Annotated in this window: 12 protein-coding genes and 1 pseudogene; 8 read left to right on the plus strand and 5 right to left on the minus strand. The window is 65.2% G+C overall.

Annotation, left to right across the window (positions count from 1 at the left end; translation table 11 throughout):
* The first annotated feature begins 88 nt into the window (after positions 1-88).
* Genes BM357_RS11775 through BM357_RS11785 form a run of 3 tightly spaced genes read left to right on the plus strand, consistent with a single transcriptional unit; the run spans position 89 to position 2386 of the window.
* Positions 89-1111, plus strand: a complete 1023-nt coding sequence (locus BM357_RS11775; RefSeq protein WP_074953429.1) for an amidase domain-containing protein — start codon at positions 89-91, stop codon at positions 1109-1111.
* A 35-nt stretch (positions 1112-1146) separates the two neighbouring features.
* Entirely contained in the window at positions 1147-1611 is a 465-nt protein-coding gene (gene trmL, locus BM357_RS11780; RefSeq protein WP_074953432.1) for a tRNA (uridine(34)/cytosine(34)/5-carboxymethylaminomethyluridine(34)-2'-O)-methyltransferase TrmL, read from the plus strand.
* 16 nt (positions 1612-1627) lie between these two features.
* Positions 1628-2386 carry an HAD family hydrolase gene (locus tag BM357_RS11785; RefSeq protein WP_245783970.1) on the plus strand — a complete coding sequence of 253 codons (759 nt, stop codon included), beginning with the start codon at positions 1628-1630 and terminating at the stop codon, positions 2384-2386.
* A 199-nt stretch (positions 2387-2585) separates the two neighbouring features.
* On the opposite strand, the gene lpdA is transcribed toward BM357_RS11785, so the two are convergent.
* The 4 genes from lpdA to pdhA are packed head-to-tail and all read right to left on the minus strand — an operon-like array spanning position 2586 to position 7487.
* A complete protein-coding gene (gene lpdA / locus BM357_RS11790; protein WP_074953438.1) occupies positions 2586-3992 on the minus strand; it encodes a dihydrolipoyl dehydrogenase in 1407 nt (468 codons plus the stop codon).
* A gap of 4 nt (positions 3993-3996) precedes the next feature.
* Complete coding sequence (locus BM357_RS11795; protein WP_074953442.1) at positions 3997-5406, minus strand: dihydrolipoamide acetyltransferase family protein; 1410 nt, start codon at positions 5404-5406, stop codon at positions 3997-3999.
* A gap of 18 nt (positions 5407-5424) precedes the next feature.
* The gene (locus BM357_RS11800) at positions 5425-6405 is read right to left on the minus strand and encodes an alpha-ketoacid dehydrogenase subunit beta (protein ID WP_074953445.1); all 981 of its coding nucleotides are present in this window, start codon (positions 6403-6405) and stop codon (positions 5425-5427) included.
* Positions 6406-6407: 2 nt separating this feature from the next.
* Entirely contained in the window at positions 6408-7487 is a 1080-nt protein-coding gene (pdhA, locus tag BM357_RS11805; RefSeq protein WP_074953448.1) for a pyruvate dehydrogenase (acetyl-transferring) E1 component subunit alpha, read from the minus strand.
* Positions 7488-7718: 231 nt separating this feature from the next.
* Between pdhA and BM357_RS11810 the strand changes: the two genes are divergently transcribed.
* From BM357_RS11810 to BM357_RS11820, 3 genes and pseudogenes are all read left to right on the plus strand, one after another.
* On the plus strand, positions 7719-8462 hold the full coding sequence (locus BM357_RS11810) for an alpha/beta hydrolase (protein WP_074953451.1): 744 nt from the start codon (positions 7719-7721) through the stop codon (positions 8460-8462).
* A gap of 289 nt (positions 8463-8751) precedes the next feature.
* Positions 8752-10650: a PrkA family serine protein kinase gene (locus BM357_RS11815; protein WP_074953454.1), complete on the plus strand. Its 1899-nt coding sequence runs from the start codon at positions 8752-8754 to the stop codon at positions 10648-10650.
* Positions 10651-10730: 80 nt separating this feature from the next.
* Positions 10731-11396: pseudogene (locus BM357_RS11820) on the plus strand (DUF444 family protein); the annotation flags it as partial.
* A 122-nt stretch (positions 11397-11518) separates the two neighbouring features.
* Here BM357_RS11820 and BM357_RS11825 read toward each other — a convergent pair.
* Positions 11519-12829: an MFS transporter gene (locus tag BM357_RS11825; RefSeq protein WP_074953461.1), complete on the minus strand. Its 1311-nt coding sequence runs from the start codon at positions 12827-12829 to the stop codon at positions 11519-11521.
* Between the two features lie 159 nt (positions 12830-12988).
* Here BM357_RS11825 and BM357_RS11830 point away from each other — a divergent pair, with 159 nt between their 5' ends.
* Positions 12989-13351 carry a hypothetical protein gene (locus tag BM357_RS11830; RefSeq protein WP_074953464.1) on the plus strand — a complete coding sequence of 121 codons (363 nt, stop codon included), beginning with the start codon at positions 12989-12991 and terminating at the stop codon, positions 13349-13351.
* The gene (locus BM357_RS11835) at positions 13348-15018 is read left to right on the plus strand and encodes a recombinase family protein (RefSeq protein ID WP_074953467.1); all 1671 of its coding nucleotides are present in this window, start codon (positions 13348-13350) and stop codon (positions 15016-15018) included. Before BM357_RS11830 ends, BM357_RS11835 begins: the two co-directional genes overlap by 4 nt.

Below are 15018 nucleotides of genomic sequence, written 5' to 3' on the forward strand. Positions count from 1 at the left end.
AAACGGCGCCTGTCACGCCCCCGTTGTCACCACGGGGCCCGGATTCATACCATGACACAGACGGATGCACAGACGGGGGGCGGGCAGGATGAACGAATGGACGGATGCCGTGCGCCGGTACTTCGACCAACGCAACCAGGCCTGGGTGTCACAGCGCCTCGATCCCGTGCGGGAGGCGGCCGCCGCGGACGCACATCCCGCCTGGTGGGCGGACGTGCGCGCCGGGTTTGAGCGCATGCACTACGCCGTCCGCCGCCGGGGCAGCCGGCTGCTCCGGGCGCACACGCGCATCCGGCTGCACCCGTTGCAGGGGCCGGGAGACGGCGCCGGCACGGGGGAGATGATCACCGTGCGGATCGACGAGCGGATCACCTGGGTGTACCAGGACGGGCCCGGCTTCGGGGTGGAGTCGCGCACCGTGGAGCACCGGCAGCGGTGGGTGCGCCGGGGCGGACGCTGGTGCCTGGACCAGGCGTGGGAAGCGGACGAGCGCATCGGGCTGCATCCCGGGGCGGGGGCCAGGGGATTGGCCGCGACCGGATCGGAGACCGCCCAGGGCGGGCTTCGCGATTGGCCCGAGTTTCACACGTCCCGCGCGTGCACCCGGTTCGACCGCGTTCGCGCCCAGCGCTACGCCGACCTGTGGTGGAACGGGTACCACCCGGGCTTCGTGCGCCTGGAGGACGACTGCACCAACTTCGCGTCCCAGTGCCTGTTCGCCGGGCGGTTGCCGATGCGCGCCAGCGGAACGCGCGCGGCAGGATGGTGGTATCGTTTTCCGTCCGGGGGAAGGCCCGCTCAGTGGAGTTTCAGTTGGACCACCTCCCACGCCCTGTACCTGTACCTGGTGAACCAAGCGGGCGCGCGCGAGGTGGCGGACCCGCGGGAGCTGCGCGTCGGGGACGTGATCTTCTACGATTGGGCGGGCAACGGGAGGTTTCACCACAGTACCATCGTCACCGATTTCAACCACCAGGGCGATCCGCTGGTCAACGCCCACACCACGCCGAGTTTTCACCGCCATTTTCGCTACCTCGACAGCCGGGCCTGGACGCCGCGGACCCGCTACGCCTTCGTCCGCATGCCGGACGAATTCTGCCCGGACATGTGATACACTACCAGACGGGAGGAGGGGCGGAAAGCGGCGTGTTCCACATCGTGCTGGTTGAACCGGAGATCCCTGCGAACACGGGGAACATCTCGCGTACGTGCGCGGCGACCGGCTGCGTCTTGCATCTGGTGCGCCCGCTCGGTTTTTCCACGGATGACAAATACCTCAAGCGAGCCGGGCTCGACTATTGGCACCTCCTCGACATTCGGTACCACGACTCCATCCAGGAGGTTTGGGACAAGCACCCGGACGGCCGGTTTTTCTACCTGTCCACCAAAGGGCGCAGCGCCTACACGGAGGTGCGGTATCAACCCGGGGACTTTCTCGTCTTCGGCAAGGAGACCCGGGGGCTGCCCGATTGGGTGTTGGCCCGCGACCCGGAGCATGTGCTGCGCATCCCCATCCGTGCCGAAGCCCGGTCGTTGAACCTGTCCAACTCCGTGGCCATCGTCGTGTTTGAGGCGTTTCGCCAGCTCGGGTTCCCGGGACTGCGCGTGTGAGAGAGGGGGAGGCATGGTGACGCGTCTGCGTGCGCTGTTGTTCGATCTCGATGGCACCTTACTGCCGTTCCATCACGAACGGTTCATGAAGGGGTATTTTCAAAAGCTGGTCCCCGCGGTGGCCGAGGTCGTGGATCCCGAGCGGATCGTCGGCCAGATCTGGCAGGCCACCGAAGCGATGATCGGCAACGAGGAGCCGGCGCTGACCAACGAGGAGGCCTTCCGGCGCGCCTTTTTCACCGCCACCGGATACCCGGAGGCGCCGGTGTGGGAACGCTTTACGTGGTTCTACGAAACGGTCTTCCCGGAACTCGCCGCGCTGACCGAACCCACACCGGTGGCTCGGGAGATCTGTCAAACCGCGCTGGACAAGGGGTACCTGGTGGTACTGGCGACCAATCCCATCTTCCCGGATGCCGCCGTACGCCACCGCATGCGCTGGGCCGGCATCGACGACATCCCCTTCGCCCTCGTCACCACCATGGAGCACATGCACTACTGCAAACCGAACCCGAAGTATTACGTGGAGATCCTGGAGCGCCTCGATCTCGCTCCGTACGAGTGTATGATGATTGGGAACGACGTTCAGGAGGACGGGGTGGCGGGGCAACTCGGCATGGAGACGTTCCTCGTGACCGATTGCCTGATTGACCGCGGGGTGGGGCATCTGGAGTTCACGCACCGGGGAACGCTGGAGGACGTGCTCCGCTTTGTCCAGGGGCTGCCCGTGCGCCCGGAGACCGGACGGCGTGCGAACACCGTCCCGGACCACTGACTGGACGACCGGGGGCCGACAGCTCCCGAACCGGCCGCGGGTGAAGCATCACCGTCTGCGACCCAGGCGTGTGTCTGTCGGAACGGGAAAGGGGACGCCGGCTTTTGCCGGACGCCCCCTTTTTGATTCCCGTCCGCGGCGTTCGCCACAGGCCGGCGGGTGAAGGCGGTCCCGGGTACGGGCCGCCTCTGGCCACGCCTCACCGCGCGACGATGTGAATCGGCGATCCGAGCGCGACGTCGGCTGCCTCCATCACCATCTCCCCGAGGGTCGGATGGGCGTGGATGGTCAGCGCGATGTCCTCGAGGGTGGCGCTCATCTCGATGGCGAGCCCCAGTTCGGCAATCAGGTTGGACGCCTCCGCGCCCGTCACCTGCGCGCCGACGAGAAGCCCGCTCTGCTTGTCTGCAATCAGCTTCACGAAGCCGTCCGCGCCGAGCGACACGGCCCGGCCGTTGGCCGCGTACGGGAAGCGGCCCACCGCAATCTCGCCGTACTGCTGCTTCGCTTCCTCTTCCGACAGGCCGACGGTGGCGATCTCCGGATCGGAGAACACGACCGCCGGGATGCAGCGGTAGTCGACCGCGCTGTTGTGGCCCGCGATGACCTCGGCCGCCACCTTGCCTTCGTACGACGCCTTGTGCGCCAGCGCCGGCCCGGGCACGATGTCGCCGATGGCGAAGATGTGCGGGTTGCTGGTGCGGCCCTGGTGGTCCACCTGGACCATGCCCTTTTCCGTCAGCTGCACGCCCGCCGCATCCAGGCTGAGCTCGTCCGTGTTCGGCCGCCGGCCTACGGTGACCAGCACGTACTCGGCGGTGACGCGCTTCTCCTCGTCGCCCACCTTGAACGTCAGGGTGATCCCGTTCTCCGTCTCCTCGACGCCTTGCGCAAAGGCGTTGGTGTGGATGTCCACGTTGTATTTCTTGAGGTTGCGCACCACCATGCGCGTCAGCTGGGCGTCGAACGTCGGCAGGATGGATCCGGTGCCCTCGACGATGGTCACCTTGGATCCGAACTTCGCGTACGTCTGCCCGAGCTCAATCCCGATGTAGCCGCCGCCGACGACAATCAGGCTCTCCGGCACGTGATCGAGCGCCAACGCCTCGGTCGAGGAGAGCACCCGCTTGCCGTAGGGCAGGGCCTTCAGTTCAATCGGGCGCGATCCGGTGGCGAGAATGCAGTCCTTGAACCGGAACCGCTGCCCCTCATATTCGCTGAGCACGCGCACCTCGTTCGGGCCGGTGAAGAACACCTCGCCCTGCACGACGCGCACCTTGTTGCCCTTGAGCAGCGTCTTGACGCCGCCGGTCATCTTGTCGACGACCGACTGCTTCCACTCCTGCACCTTGGCGAAATCGAGCGTCGCCGTCGACGTGATGCCCGGAATGGGCGACGACTTCGCGGCCTCGTACTGATGTGCGGCGGTGATCAGCGCTTTGGACGGGATGCAGCCCCGGTTCAGGCACACGCCGCCCAGTTCCGCCTTATCGACAATGGTGACCGACTTGCCCAATTGGGCGGCGCGGATGGCGGCCACGTAGCCGCCTGGGCCGGCGCCGACCACGAGGACATCGATGTCTTCCGAGAACTCTCCGACGACCACGGGCCTACACCTCCATCAAAAGTAGACGCGGATTTTCCAACAGGCGTTTCAATTCGTTGATGAACCGCTGCGCGAGTGCGCCGTCAATCATTCGGTGATCAAAGCTCAGCGACAAGGCCATCATGTGCGCCCCCACCACCTGGCCGTCCTTCATGATGGGCCGCTCGGTGATACGCCCGACGCCGAGGATGGCCAGTTCCGGATAGTTGATGATGGGGGTGAAGAACATCCCGCCGGCCGAGCCGATGTTTGTGATGGAGATGGTGCTTCCCTTCATCTCCGCCGGGCCCAGCTTGTTGGACCGCGCCCGCGCCGCCAGATCCTCGATCTCGCTGGCGATGGTCCACATGTTCTTCCGGTCGGCGTTCCGCACCACCGGCACCACCAGGCCCCGCTCCGTGTCGGTCGCGATGCCGATGTGGTAGTAGTGCTTGATCACCAACTCCTGGCGCTCCTCGTCGTAGGTGGCGTTGAGCGTCGGGAACTGGCGCAGGGCGGCGACCATGGCCTTGACGATGAACGGCAGGTAGGTCACCTTCACGCCACGTTCGGCCGCGATGGGCTTGAGCTCCTGGCGCAGCGCGACCAGCTCGGTGACGTTCGCCTCGTCCATGACCGTGACGTGCGGCGCCGTGTACTTCGACTTGGCCATCGCCTGCGCGATGATCTTGCGGATGGTCGGCAACGGCACGCGTTCTTCCAACGCGGCCTCGCCGGCATCGGCCCCTGCGGCACCGATGGACTTCGCCGCGCCCGCCGCGGCATCCTCCTCGGCCTTGGCCCCTGCCGCTGCGGCGCCAGCCGCTTGCGCCGGCACGCCACCCTGGCGGTGGAACGTCTCCACGTCTTCGCGGGTGATCTTCCCGTTCGGGCCGGTGCCGGGCACCTGGGTGATGTCGATCCCAAGCTCCCGCGCCAACTTGCGCACACCCGGCGTCGCGAGCACCTCGCGGGCGTGGGACAATCCCGAAGCCGCTGCCTGGGCCGATCCGGCCGCTGCGGTGGCGGCGCCTGCGGACGGCGCCGGCGCTGCGGTCGCACCGCCGCTCGCGCCCGCGCCGGCCGGGACCGGCGAGCGGGCGGTGTCGACGTTCGCCGTCGCCGATTCCAGGCCCGCCTGTTCGACCGCCGCCGTCTTCACGTCCGCCGCGGTGGCGGAGACGTTGCCTTCACCGGCCACTTCGAAGGTGATGATGACGTCGCCCACGGTCGCGGTGGCGCCCGCCTCCACGAGGATGTTCAGCACCTTGCCGTCGACCGGGCTCGGGAGCTCCACGACGGCCTTGTCGTTTTCGACCTCGGCGAGGACGTCGTCCTCTTTCACTTCATCCCCTGGCTTGACCAGCCATTTTTCAATTCGGCCCTCGTGCAACCCTTCGCCGAGTTCCGGAAACCGAAATTCGTACACTGCCAACCCGTCTCACCTCCGCACTCAAACCGTGAGGGCCTTGTTCATGCCCGCCAGCACCCGCTGCGGCGTCGGGATCCACTCGTCCTCAATCTGGGCGAACGGATAGACCGTATCCGGGGGCGTCACGCGCAGGACCGGCCCCTCCAGGTGGTAGATGGCGTGTTCGTTGATCTGGGCGATGATCTCCGCCGCGGCGCCCGCCTGGCGTTGCGCCTCCTGGACGACCACCGCGCGATGCGTTTTTTTGATAGACGCGACGATGGTGTCAATGTCGATGGGGTTGATGGTTCTCAGGTCGATGACCTCCGCCTGAACGCCCTTCGAGTTGGCCAACTCTTCCGCCGCCCGGAGCGCCGTGTGCACCATCGCGCCGTAGGCGATGACGGTCAGGTCCTTGCCCTCGCGGACCACCTTGGCCTGATCCAGCGGCACGGTGTACGCCTCCTCAGGCACCTCCATGCGCATCGAACGATACAGCTTCATGTGCTCGAGGAAGATCACCGGGTCGTTGTCGCGGATGGCGGAGATGAGCAGCCCCTTGGCGTCGTACGGGTTGGACGGGATGACGACGCGCACGCCCGGGGTCTGGACGAACAGGCCCTCCAGGCTGTCGGCGTGCATCTCGGGCGTCTTCACGCCGCCGCCGAACGGCGAGCGGAACACCACCGGGCAGTGAAAACGCGAGTTCGTCCGGTAACGCAGGCGCGACGCCTGGCCGGCGATCTGGTCCATCACCTCAAACACGAAACCGAAGAATTGGATCTCGGCTACCGGCCGGAATCCTTGAATGGCCAGGCCGACCGCCAGGCCGCCGATGCCCGACTCGGCGAGCGGCGTGTCGAACACGCGCTCGGCGCCGTACTTGGCCTGAAGGCCGTCCGTGGCCCGGAACACGCCGCCGTTCTTGCCGACGTCCTCCCCGAACACCAGCACGTTCGGATCGCGGCCCAGCTCCAGATCGAGCGCGTTGTTGATGGCCTGGATCATGGTCATCTGTGCCATGGTCACGCCTCCTCCTTGCCGGTGAATTCTTCACGCTGCCGTCTCAGCGACGGGGGCAGGACCTCGAACATGCTGTCGATGAGCCCGGGGATGGTCATCTTCGGATACTCGTCGGCCTTTTTCACGGCCGCGTTGAACTCCTCCTTGGCTTGTTCCACCGTCCGCTCCTCGTCCGCCTCCGACCACAGGCCCTTGGCCTCGAGGAACTTGCGGAACCGCACCAGCGGGTCCTTGCGTTCCCACTCGTTCTCCAGTTCCTTCGTCCGGTAGCGGGTCGGGTCGTCTCCGCTCATCGTGTGCGGGCCGAAGCGGAACGTCAGCGTTTCAATCAACGTCGGGCCATCGCCGGCGCGTGCGCGATCGACCGCCTCTTTCGTCGCCGCGTACACGGCCAGGATGTCATTGCCGTCCACCTGAATGCCCGGGATGCCGGCGGCGATGGCCTTCTGCGCCAGGGTCTCGGCGGCCGTCTGCAGCCGGACCGGGACGGAGATGGCGAACTGGTTGTTCTGCACGATGAACACGGCCGGGACGTGGAACGCTCCCGCGAAGTTGATGCCTTCGTAGAAGTCCCCCTGGGAGGTGCCGCCGTCCCCCGTGTAGGTGATGGCGATGCGCTTCTCGCCGCGCAGCTTGAACGCCAGCGCGACGCCCGCGGTCTCCACGTACTGGGCACCGATGATGATCTGCGGGAAGAGCGCGTTGACGTCCTTCGGCATCTCCATCCCGTGCTGGTGTCCCCGGGAGAACAGGATCCATTGGTACAGCGGCCATCCGTGGAACACCAGTTGCGGTACGTCGCGGTAGCCGGGGAGGATGAAGTCCTCCTTCGTGGTGGCGTACTCGCTGCCGATCATCGACGCTTCCTGCCCGGCGACCGGCGCGTAGAACCCGAGGCGTCCCTGGCGGGACAGGCGGATGGCGCGTTGGTCGATGATGCGGAAATACACCATGCGCCGCATCAGCTCGCGCAGTTGGTCATCGGACAGCTTCGGCATCAGGTCGGGGTTGACGACCTTGCCGTCCTCGTCCAGCACCTGATAATAAGGAACCAATTTGGTCGGTTCCAGCACTGTGCTCATGTTCTCACCTCGTTTATGAGCTCAACCGGGGCCGGAGGTCCTGCCAACGGGTGTCGGGCGGTCTTGCACTGGACACCGCCGCTCGGTTGATACAGTAACCTAATTCATTATAATACACATGCCTGGATAGTTGAACATACCAATCAAGATTCCGCACTCGGCTGTTATATAATGATGATGATCAATTCTGTAACAGGTGCGCCGGACGGCCCCCGTGGAAAGGAGACGGAAATGAGCCACCACGACCCCACCCGCAGGACCATCGAGACACACACCTTATACAGTGCCCATTTGCACGAGGATCGAACCCTCAAAGTGTACCTTCCGCCCGGGTATGATCCGGCCAACCGCTATCCCCTGTTGTACTGCCACGACGGGTTGGAATTCTTCACACACGGCCGGATTGCCACCATCGCGAACCGCATGTTGGAGGCCGGTGAAATCCAGCCGCTGGTCATCGTCGGCATCGCCGTCAACAAAGCCCGGCGAAATGATGACTACGGCCCGGACGGCGCGCGTCGCGAGGCTTACACGCGCTTCGTCCTGGAGGAGTGCATGCCTTTCATCGAGGATCGGTACGCCGCCGGCGGACGGCCCGCGATGCGATTCATGGCCGGCGTCTCGCTCGGCGCCGCCATCAGCCTGTCCATCCACCTGGATCACCCGGTCGAGTTTCGCCGCCTGCTGTTGTTCTCAGGCGCATTTTATCGTCCGCTGTTGGAGCGGGTCGAGGCGGCCGAGGACCTCAGCGGGCTGGAGGCGTTCATGGTGGTGGGGACGGAGGAGACGGCGGTCGAGACGAATGCGGGAGCGCGCGACTTCCTGGCCCTGAACCGGGAAATGCGGACACGGCTCGAGCGCGCCGGAGCCAACGTCACCTACCAGGAGGACGAAGGGCGTCATATCTGGGGATTTTGGCAGCGCAAGATGCCGGAGGCGTTGGCCTGGCTGCAGGCCGCGCGGATGGGCGGGTGACCCCATGACGCCCGGAATGGGCGGAGGAGCAGGACATCCTGCGCGCCGGTTGCATACGTTGAAGTACACCCGCGGCGGGCGCGCAAAGACGCGATTCAGTTATCTAAATATTTGTACACATGGGCCGTCAAGTCTGGGAATTTGGCCAAGAACATCGGGAATATAGTCAACTAATAGGCTCTCTATTTCGGGTTTTTCACTCCGCTCTGCGCGGCGAGTGCGTTTGGCTGTACCGGACGTGAACCGCGGCGTCCATGGGCGAGGCCGGAAGTAGAAGGGGGATGTCGACATGAACTTCCTGGAACGTCTCAACGCTTACCGTGCCGAGGAGGAGAGTCTGCGGTGGGAAGGTACGTTCGTGGATTATCTGCGCATCGTCCGTGAAAACCCCGATGTGGCCAAGACAGCGCACGCCAGGATCTATGACATGATTGCCGATGCGGGTATCGAGATTGACGAGGGTGGCCGGCGGCATTACAAGTTTTTCGAATCGGAAATCTTCGGCCTCGACGCGGCGTTGGAACGGCTCGTGGAGGAATACTTTCACGCCGCCGCCCGCCGGTTGGAGGTGCGCAAGCGCATCCTGCTCCTCATGGGGCCCGTCAGCGGCGGCAAATCGACCATCGTCACCATGCTCAAGCGCGGACTGGAGCGCTACACCCGCACGCCGGAGGGCGCTCTCTACGCCATTCAGGGTTGCCCGATGCACGAGGAACCACTGCACCTCATCCCGGCCGAACTGCGGCCGGAGTTCGAGCGCGAGTTCGGGGTCAAGATTGAAGGAAACCTGTGCCCGGCCTGCAGCCAGCGGCTCGAGCTGGAGTACGGTGGCGACATCCGCCGGGTCCCGGTGGAGCGCGTGGTGCTCAGCGAGGAGCGCCGCGTCGGCATTGGCACCTTCAGCCCGTCAGATCCCAAGTCGCAGGACATCGCCGACCTGACCGGCAGCATCGATTTTGCCACCATCACCGAGTACGGATCCGAGTCCGATCCGCGGGCGTACCGGTTCGACGGCGAATTGAACAAGGCCAACCGCGGCTTGATGGAATTCCAAGAGATGTTGAAGTGCGACGAGAAGTTCCTGTGGCACCTGCTGAGCCTGACCCAGGAAGGGAACTTCAAGGCGGGCCGGTTTGCGCTCATCTCGGCAGACGAGATGATCATCGCCCACACCAATGAAGCCGAGTACCGTTCCTTCATCTCGAACAAAAAGAACGAAGCCCTGCAATCCCGGATGATTGTCATGCCGGTCCCCTACAACCTGCGGGTGGACGATGAGATCAAAATCTACGAGAAGCTCATCAAGCAGAGCGATCTGCGCGACATCCACATCGCGCCGCACGCCCTGCGCACCGCGGCCATCTTCTCCATCCTGACACGTCTCAAGGAGTCGAAAAGACAGGGCGTCGACCTGCTGAAGAAGCTGCGCGCGTACAACGGCGAGGCGGTCGAGGGATTGAAGGACACGGACCTCAAGGAACTGCACCATGAATACCCGGACGAAGGGATGTCGGGGCTGGATCCGCGCTACGTGATCAACCGCATCTCGACGGCGCTCATCCGCCGCGACACGCAGTGCATCAACGCCCTCGACGTCCTGCGGGCGCTCAAGGACGGGCTGGATCAGCACGCCTCCATCACCAAGGAGGAGAAGGAGCGGCTGCTCAACTTCATCGCGATTGCCCGCAAGGAGTACGACGAGATGGCCAAGACGGAGGTTCAGAAGGCGTTCGTCTACTCGTTCGAGGAGTCGGCGAAGACCCTGCTCGAGAACTATCTCGACAACGTCGAGGCCTACTGCAGTTGGCAGAAGCTGAAGGACCCGCTGACGGGGGAGGAGGTGGATCCCGACGAGAAGCTGATGCGCTCCATCGAGGAGCAGATCGGCATCTCGGAGAACGCGAAAAAGGCGTTCCGGGAGGAGATCCTCATCCGCATCTCCGCCTACGCGCGGCGCGGGAAGAAGTTCGACTACCGCTCGCATGATCGGTTGCGCGAAGCGATTGAGAAGAAGCTGTTCGCCGATCTGAAGGACGTGGTCAAGATCACGACCTCCAGCAAGACGCCCGACGAGCAACAGCTGAAGAAGGTCAATGAGGTCACGGCCCGTCTGATTGACGAGCATGGATACTGCCCCGTGTGCGCCAATGAGCTGTTGCGCTACACCGGCAGCCTGCTCAACCGCTGACGGGGACGACGAAGGAGTCGGGGGACAGGCGGCGTCGCACGGTGGTTGCCATCACAAACCAGCGCGAGGAGGGAAGCCGGATGGCAGACGTGCAATTCAGCTTGCAGCGGGAGGATTGGTCACTGCACCGCAAGGGACAGCAGGATCAGGAGCGGCACCGGGAGAAAGTCAAGCAGGCCATCAAGGAGAACCTCGCCGATCTCGTCAGCGACGAGAGCATCATCCTCAGCGACGGGCGCCAGATTGTCAAGATTCCAATCCGTTCCTTGGAGGAGTACCGGATTCGCTACAATTTCAACAAGAGCCGCCACGCCGGGACCGGAGACGGGGACACCCAGGTGGGCGACGTCATCGCCCAGGGCAAACCGGGCCAGGCCGGCCAAGGGCCCGGCCAAGGCCAGGGCGCGGGGGACGCGCCGGGCGTCGATTACTACGAGGCGGACGTCACGCTGGAGGACATCCAGGAGATGCTGTTCGCCGAGCTGGAGCTGCCCAATCTGGCGCCGAAACAGCCGGAGCGCGTGGTCGTCACGAACTTCGACTACCGGGATGTGCGCAAAAAGGGCCTGACGAACAACATCGACAAGAAACGCACCCTGCTCGAGACCATCCGCCGGACGCAGCTGCACGGCGCCGGCGTCCCGCGCATCTCGCCGGACGACCTGCGCTTTAAGACCTGGGAGGACGTCGAGAAGCCGGATTCGAGCGCGGTCGTGCTGGCCATCATGGATACGAGCGGATCGATGGATGTGACACCGTTGAGGAAAATGGGAAAGGCCGCCGAGGATCACCTCGACAGCCTTGGTGGGGATGACACGCGGGGCTTTGGACAAGCCCCGCATCGAGCGCGCCGCACCGGGCGGCGGGCTCAGTGGAACAGCTGGGCTTGCCCGGCGGTCGCACCCGCCACCGGTTTGCCGGAGACCTTGGACGGCAGGGTCAAGGTCAGCAGGAAGCCGAGAAGCAGGAACACCGCCAACCCGTAGATGCCCGCGTTCGTCCCGGCGATGCTGGTCAGCAGGCCGACGATGTAAGGGCCGAGGAAACCGCCCAGGTTGCCCAACGCATTGATGACACCGCGCGCCCCGCCGGCGACCTCAGGCGTGAACAGCAGCGGCGGAATCGTCCAGAACGTCGGGGATGCCGCCTGCAGGAACACGCCGCATCCGACCAGGAAGGCGAACGACACCCAGATCTGATTCTTGGTCCACACGGACAACAGCAGGCAGATGGCGAAGCCGATGAGCGGCAGGCCGGTGTACAGTTTGCGGTTGTTGCTCTTGTCGGAACGCGCCGCGAAAATGTACAGGCCGACGGCCGTGCCGATGTACGGGATGGCGCTCAACCAACCGACGCTGCCCATGCCCATATGCGTCAGCGACTTGAGGATGGTCGGCAGCCAGAGGGAAAACCCATAGATGCCGGTCTGATAGCAGAAGTAGATCAGAATCAATTTCCATATGTTGCCGTTCGTCAGCAGGTTGCCCATCGACACGGGACCCGCCTGCTCTTGGCGAACCGCCTCCTCTTCCTGGTGCAGCTTGCCTTCGATGTACTGAAGCTCCGCCTGGGAGATCCACTTGGCGTCCCGCGGGCGGTCGCTCATCATCGGCAGCCAGATGGCGATGAGCGCCAGCGACAGCAGGCCTTCGACGATGAACACGCCGCGCCAGTCCCAGATGGTCAGAATCCAGCCCGACAGCGGTCCGGTGATGATATTCGCGACCGCGATGTTCATGATAAAGAACGCGTTCGCGCGCCCGCGCTCTTCGTTCGGGAACCAGTGCGCGATGATGACGAGGATGGCCGGCCACACGCCGCCCTCCGCGACGCCGAGCAGGAATCGCATCACCAGCAGCTGCCCCGCGGAGTGGACGAATCCGGTCAAGGTCGCGATGGTGCCCCAACCTACAATCGTCCAGGCGATGAACTTCTTCGCGCTCCCCCGTTCGGCAATCAGGCCGCCCGGAACCTGCAACACCATATAACCGATGAAGAAAATGCCGCCTGCCAATCCCGCGAACGTGGCCGTCAGGCCCAGTTCCTTGTCCATTCCGCCGGCGATCGCGAAACCGATGTTGGTCCGATCCATGAATGCGACGATGTACACGAGAATCGTCGGCGGAATGATATGGAGCCAGCGCCCGCCCGGGATCTTCTGAACCGCGTTTGTGCTCACGTTCTCCCCTCGCTGTTCCTACCAAAGATGTCTCGACGCGCATTCATTTTAATCGCTTTCATAGATGCTTTGCAATACGTTTTCAAAAAACGTTTTCACAGCGGCTCCGGCCATAGGACATCCCGTGACACGCATAGGGTGGTGAGGGAGGTGAGGAGCGTGCACATGGACATCCGGTTGGAGGACATGTTGGACGAGATTCCGGTTCGCGCGGCCGGTGGCGCACCGCCCGTGACGGCGTGGATCCGGCAGGAGGCGGCCCGTGCCCTGCAGCAGCGGCTGGGCCATCCGGTGAACGTGGAGGTGGGCGCCGAGGTCCGTCCCGCGCCCGATCCCGGTGCCTGTGCCGGTGCCGATCCCGGTTGCGGCCACCCGCGGTTGGACAGGGCGAGACGCGCCCGCGGCGGGGGCGAAGTGGGCCGAACGGGACTTCCCGTCGATGCGGGCGGCGGGCGTGCAGCGCGCGAGACGGTGCCCTCGGAGAAGGCGAACTCGTCGGGCCTCACGGGAGGGATCCGGTGAAGGTCTGCGCGGTGTACGCGCGCGTCAGCACCGACATGCAGGCGGAGAGCCTGGAGAACCAGGTCGATTACGCCAAGGAGTACATCCGCCGCCTGGGCGAAGCGTATGTGGTGGACGACGAGTGCGTGTACACCGATCTGGATCAGAGCGGCTATTACACCCGTTTCGTCCAGCGCCCGGCCATTCAGCGGGCGCTCGAAGACGCGCGGGCCGGGCGGTTCGAGGTCATCGTGTTCAAGGAGATCAGCCGCATCAGCCGCGATCCGGCGGAGCACATCGAGATCGTCAGCCGCTTCCAGATGCACGGCGTGCGCGTCATCGCCATCAACGACAACCTGGACAGCGCCCGGCCGGAGACGCTGGATCTGCTCGGCATCCACTCCGTCATGTCGGAGATGGAGAGCAAGCGCATCAGCTCCCGCGTCTCTTCCGGCAAGAAGTCGATGGCGCGGCGCGGCCACTGGGTGGGCGAGGCGCCCATCGGGTACCGCCTGAACCCGGACACGCAGAGGTTGGAGGTGGATCCGGTGCACGCCCCCACCGTGATCGACATCTTCCGCCTCTTCACGGAGGAAGGGTACGGCGCGCTGCGCATCGCGCAGTGGCTGAACGAGCGCGGCCGCTGGACGAAAAACGGCCGCCCCTGGTCGCGCGTGACGGTCCGGCGCGTGCTGCAGAACCCGGCCTACGCCGGGGACACGGTGTACGGGCGCACCCGCAACGCCCTGCGGCGCATCTTTGACGATCGCGGTTACACCAAAATCCGCACCAAACACCGCGTGCCCGAGGCGGATTGGGTGGTGGTCCGGGGGACACATCCGGCGCTGGTTGAACGGGCGGTATTCCAGCGCGCCCAGGCCCGGTTCCACAGCGATGGCCGCGCCGACCCACCTGGGCAGGGAAGTGGCGTTGGGTGGGGCAGCGGCAGCGCGTGCGGGAGCGCAGGGTGGGCCAGCGGCAGGCGGTGGGGGCGCCATCCCCTGACGGGGATCCTGCGCTGCGGCCGGTGCGGATCGGGCATGGTGTGCCAGGCGCAGCGGCGAAACGGGAAGGAGTACCGCTACTACGCCTGCAGCCGGGCGTTTCGCTTCGGCCGATCCGCGTGCAGCCAGCCGAATCTCAACGCGGCGGACGCGGAAGCCGCGGTGTGGCGCATGCTCGGGTTTCTCCTGTCCCCGTACCGGGACGTGCCCATCAAGGTGTGCGTGAAGTACCGGGGCGGCGACCCGCAGGCGAAGGCCCGGCGACTTCAGGCGGAGCGCCGGCGGATTGAACAGGCATTGGAACGGCTGTATCTCGATGACGCGGTGCCGGCGGGCGTCGCGGAGTCGCTGAAGCGGCGCTGGATGGCGCAGATGGTGCGGCTGGACGAGGAGTTGGCGGGACTGGCCGAGATGGCGGCCGTCGCCGCGCGCGACGCGGAGGCGGGCGACGGTGGGACGGGCCACGGCGAGGCGAACGACGGCGAGGCGGGCCGCGGCCAGGCGCGCGACCACCCGCCCTGGCCGCAACGGGTCCGCGACGTGCTGCCGCTTTGGGACCCGCCCGGGGCCGTGCCGCGGGAGGAGATGCGCCGGCTTTTGCACGGCCTGGTGGCCGGGGTGACGGTGGACGGCATCCGCGTGACGGACGTGGCGCTGTGGTACCAGTGGCGTCCGGAGGCGTGA

The sequence above is a fragment of the Paenalicyclobacillus macrosporangiidus genome (assembly GCF_900116805.1).
In the GTDB taxonomy this organism is placed as follows: Bacteria; Bacillota; Bacilli; order Alicyclobacillales; family Alicyclobacillaceae; genus Alicyclobacillus_H; species Alicyclobacillus_H macrosporangiidus.

Coding starts and splice junctions, on each gene's coding strand:
- BM357_RS11775 (WP_074953429.1), top strand. CDS start 89: ATGAACGAATGGACGGATGCCGTGCGCCGGTACTTCGACCAACGCAAC.
- BM357_RS11800 (WP_074953445.1), bottom strand. CDS start 6,405: ATGGCACAGATGACCATGATCCAGGCCATCAACAACGCGCTCGATCTG.
- pdhA (WP_074953448.1), bottom strand. CDS start 7,487: ATGAGCACAGTGCTGGAACCGACCAAATTGGTTCCTTATTATCAGGTG.
- BM357_RS11810 (WP_074953451.1), top strand. CDS start 7,719: ATGAGCCACCACGACCCCACCCGCAGGACCATCGAGACACACACCTTA.
- BM357_RS11815 (WP_074953454.1), top strand. CDS start 8,752: ATGAACTTCCTGGAACGTCTCAACGCTTACCGTGCCGAGGAGGAGAGT.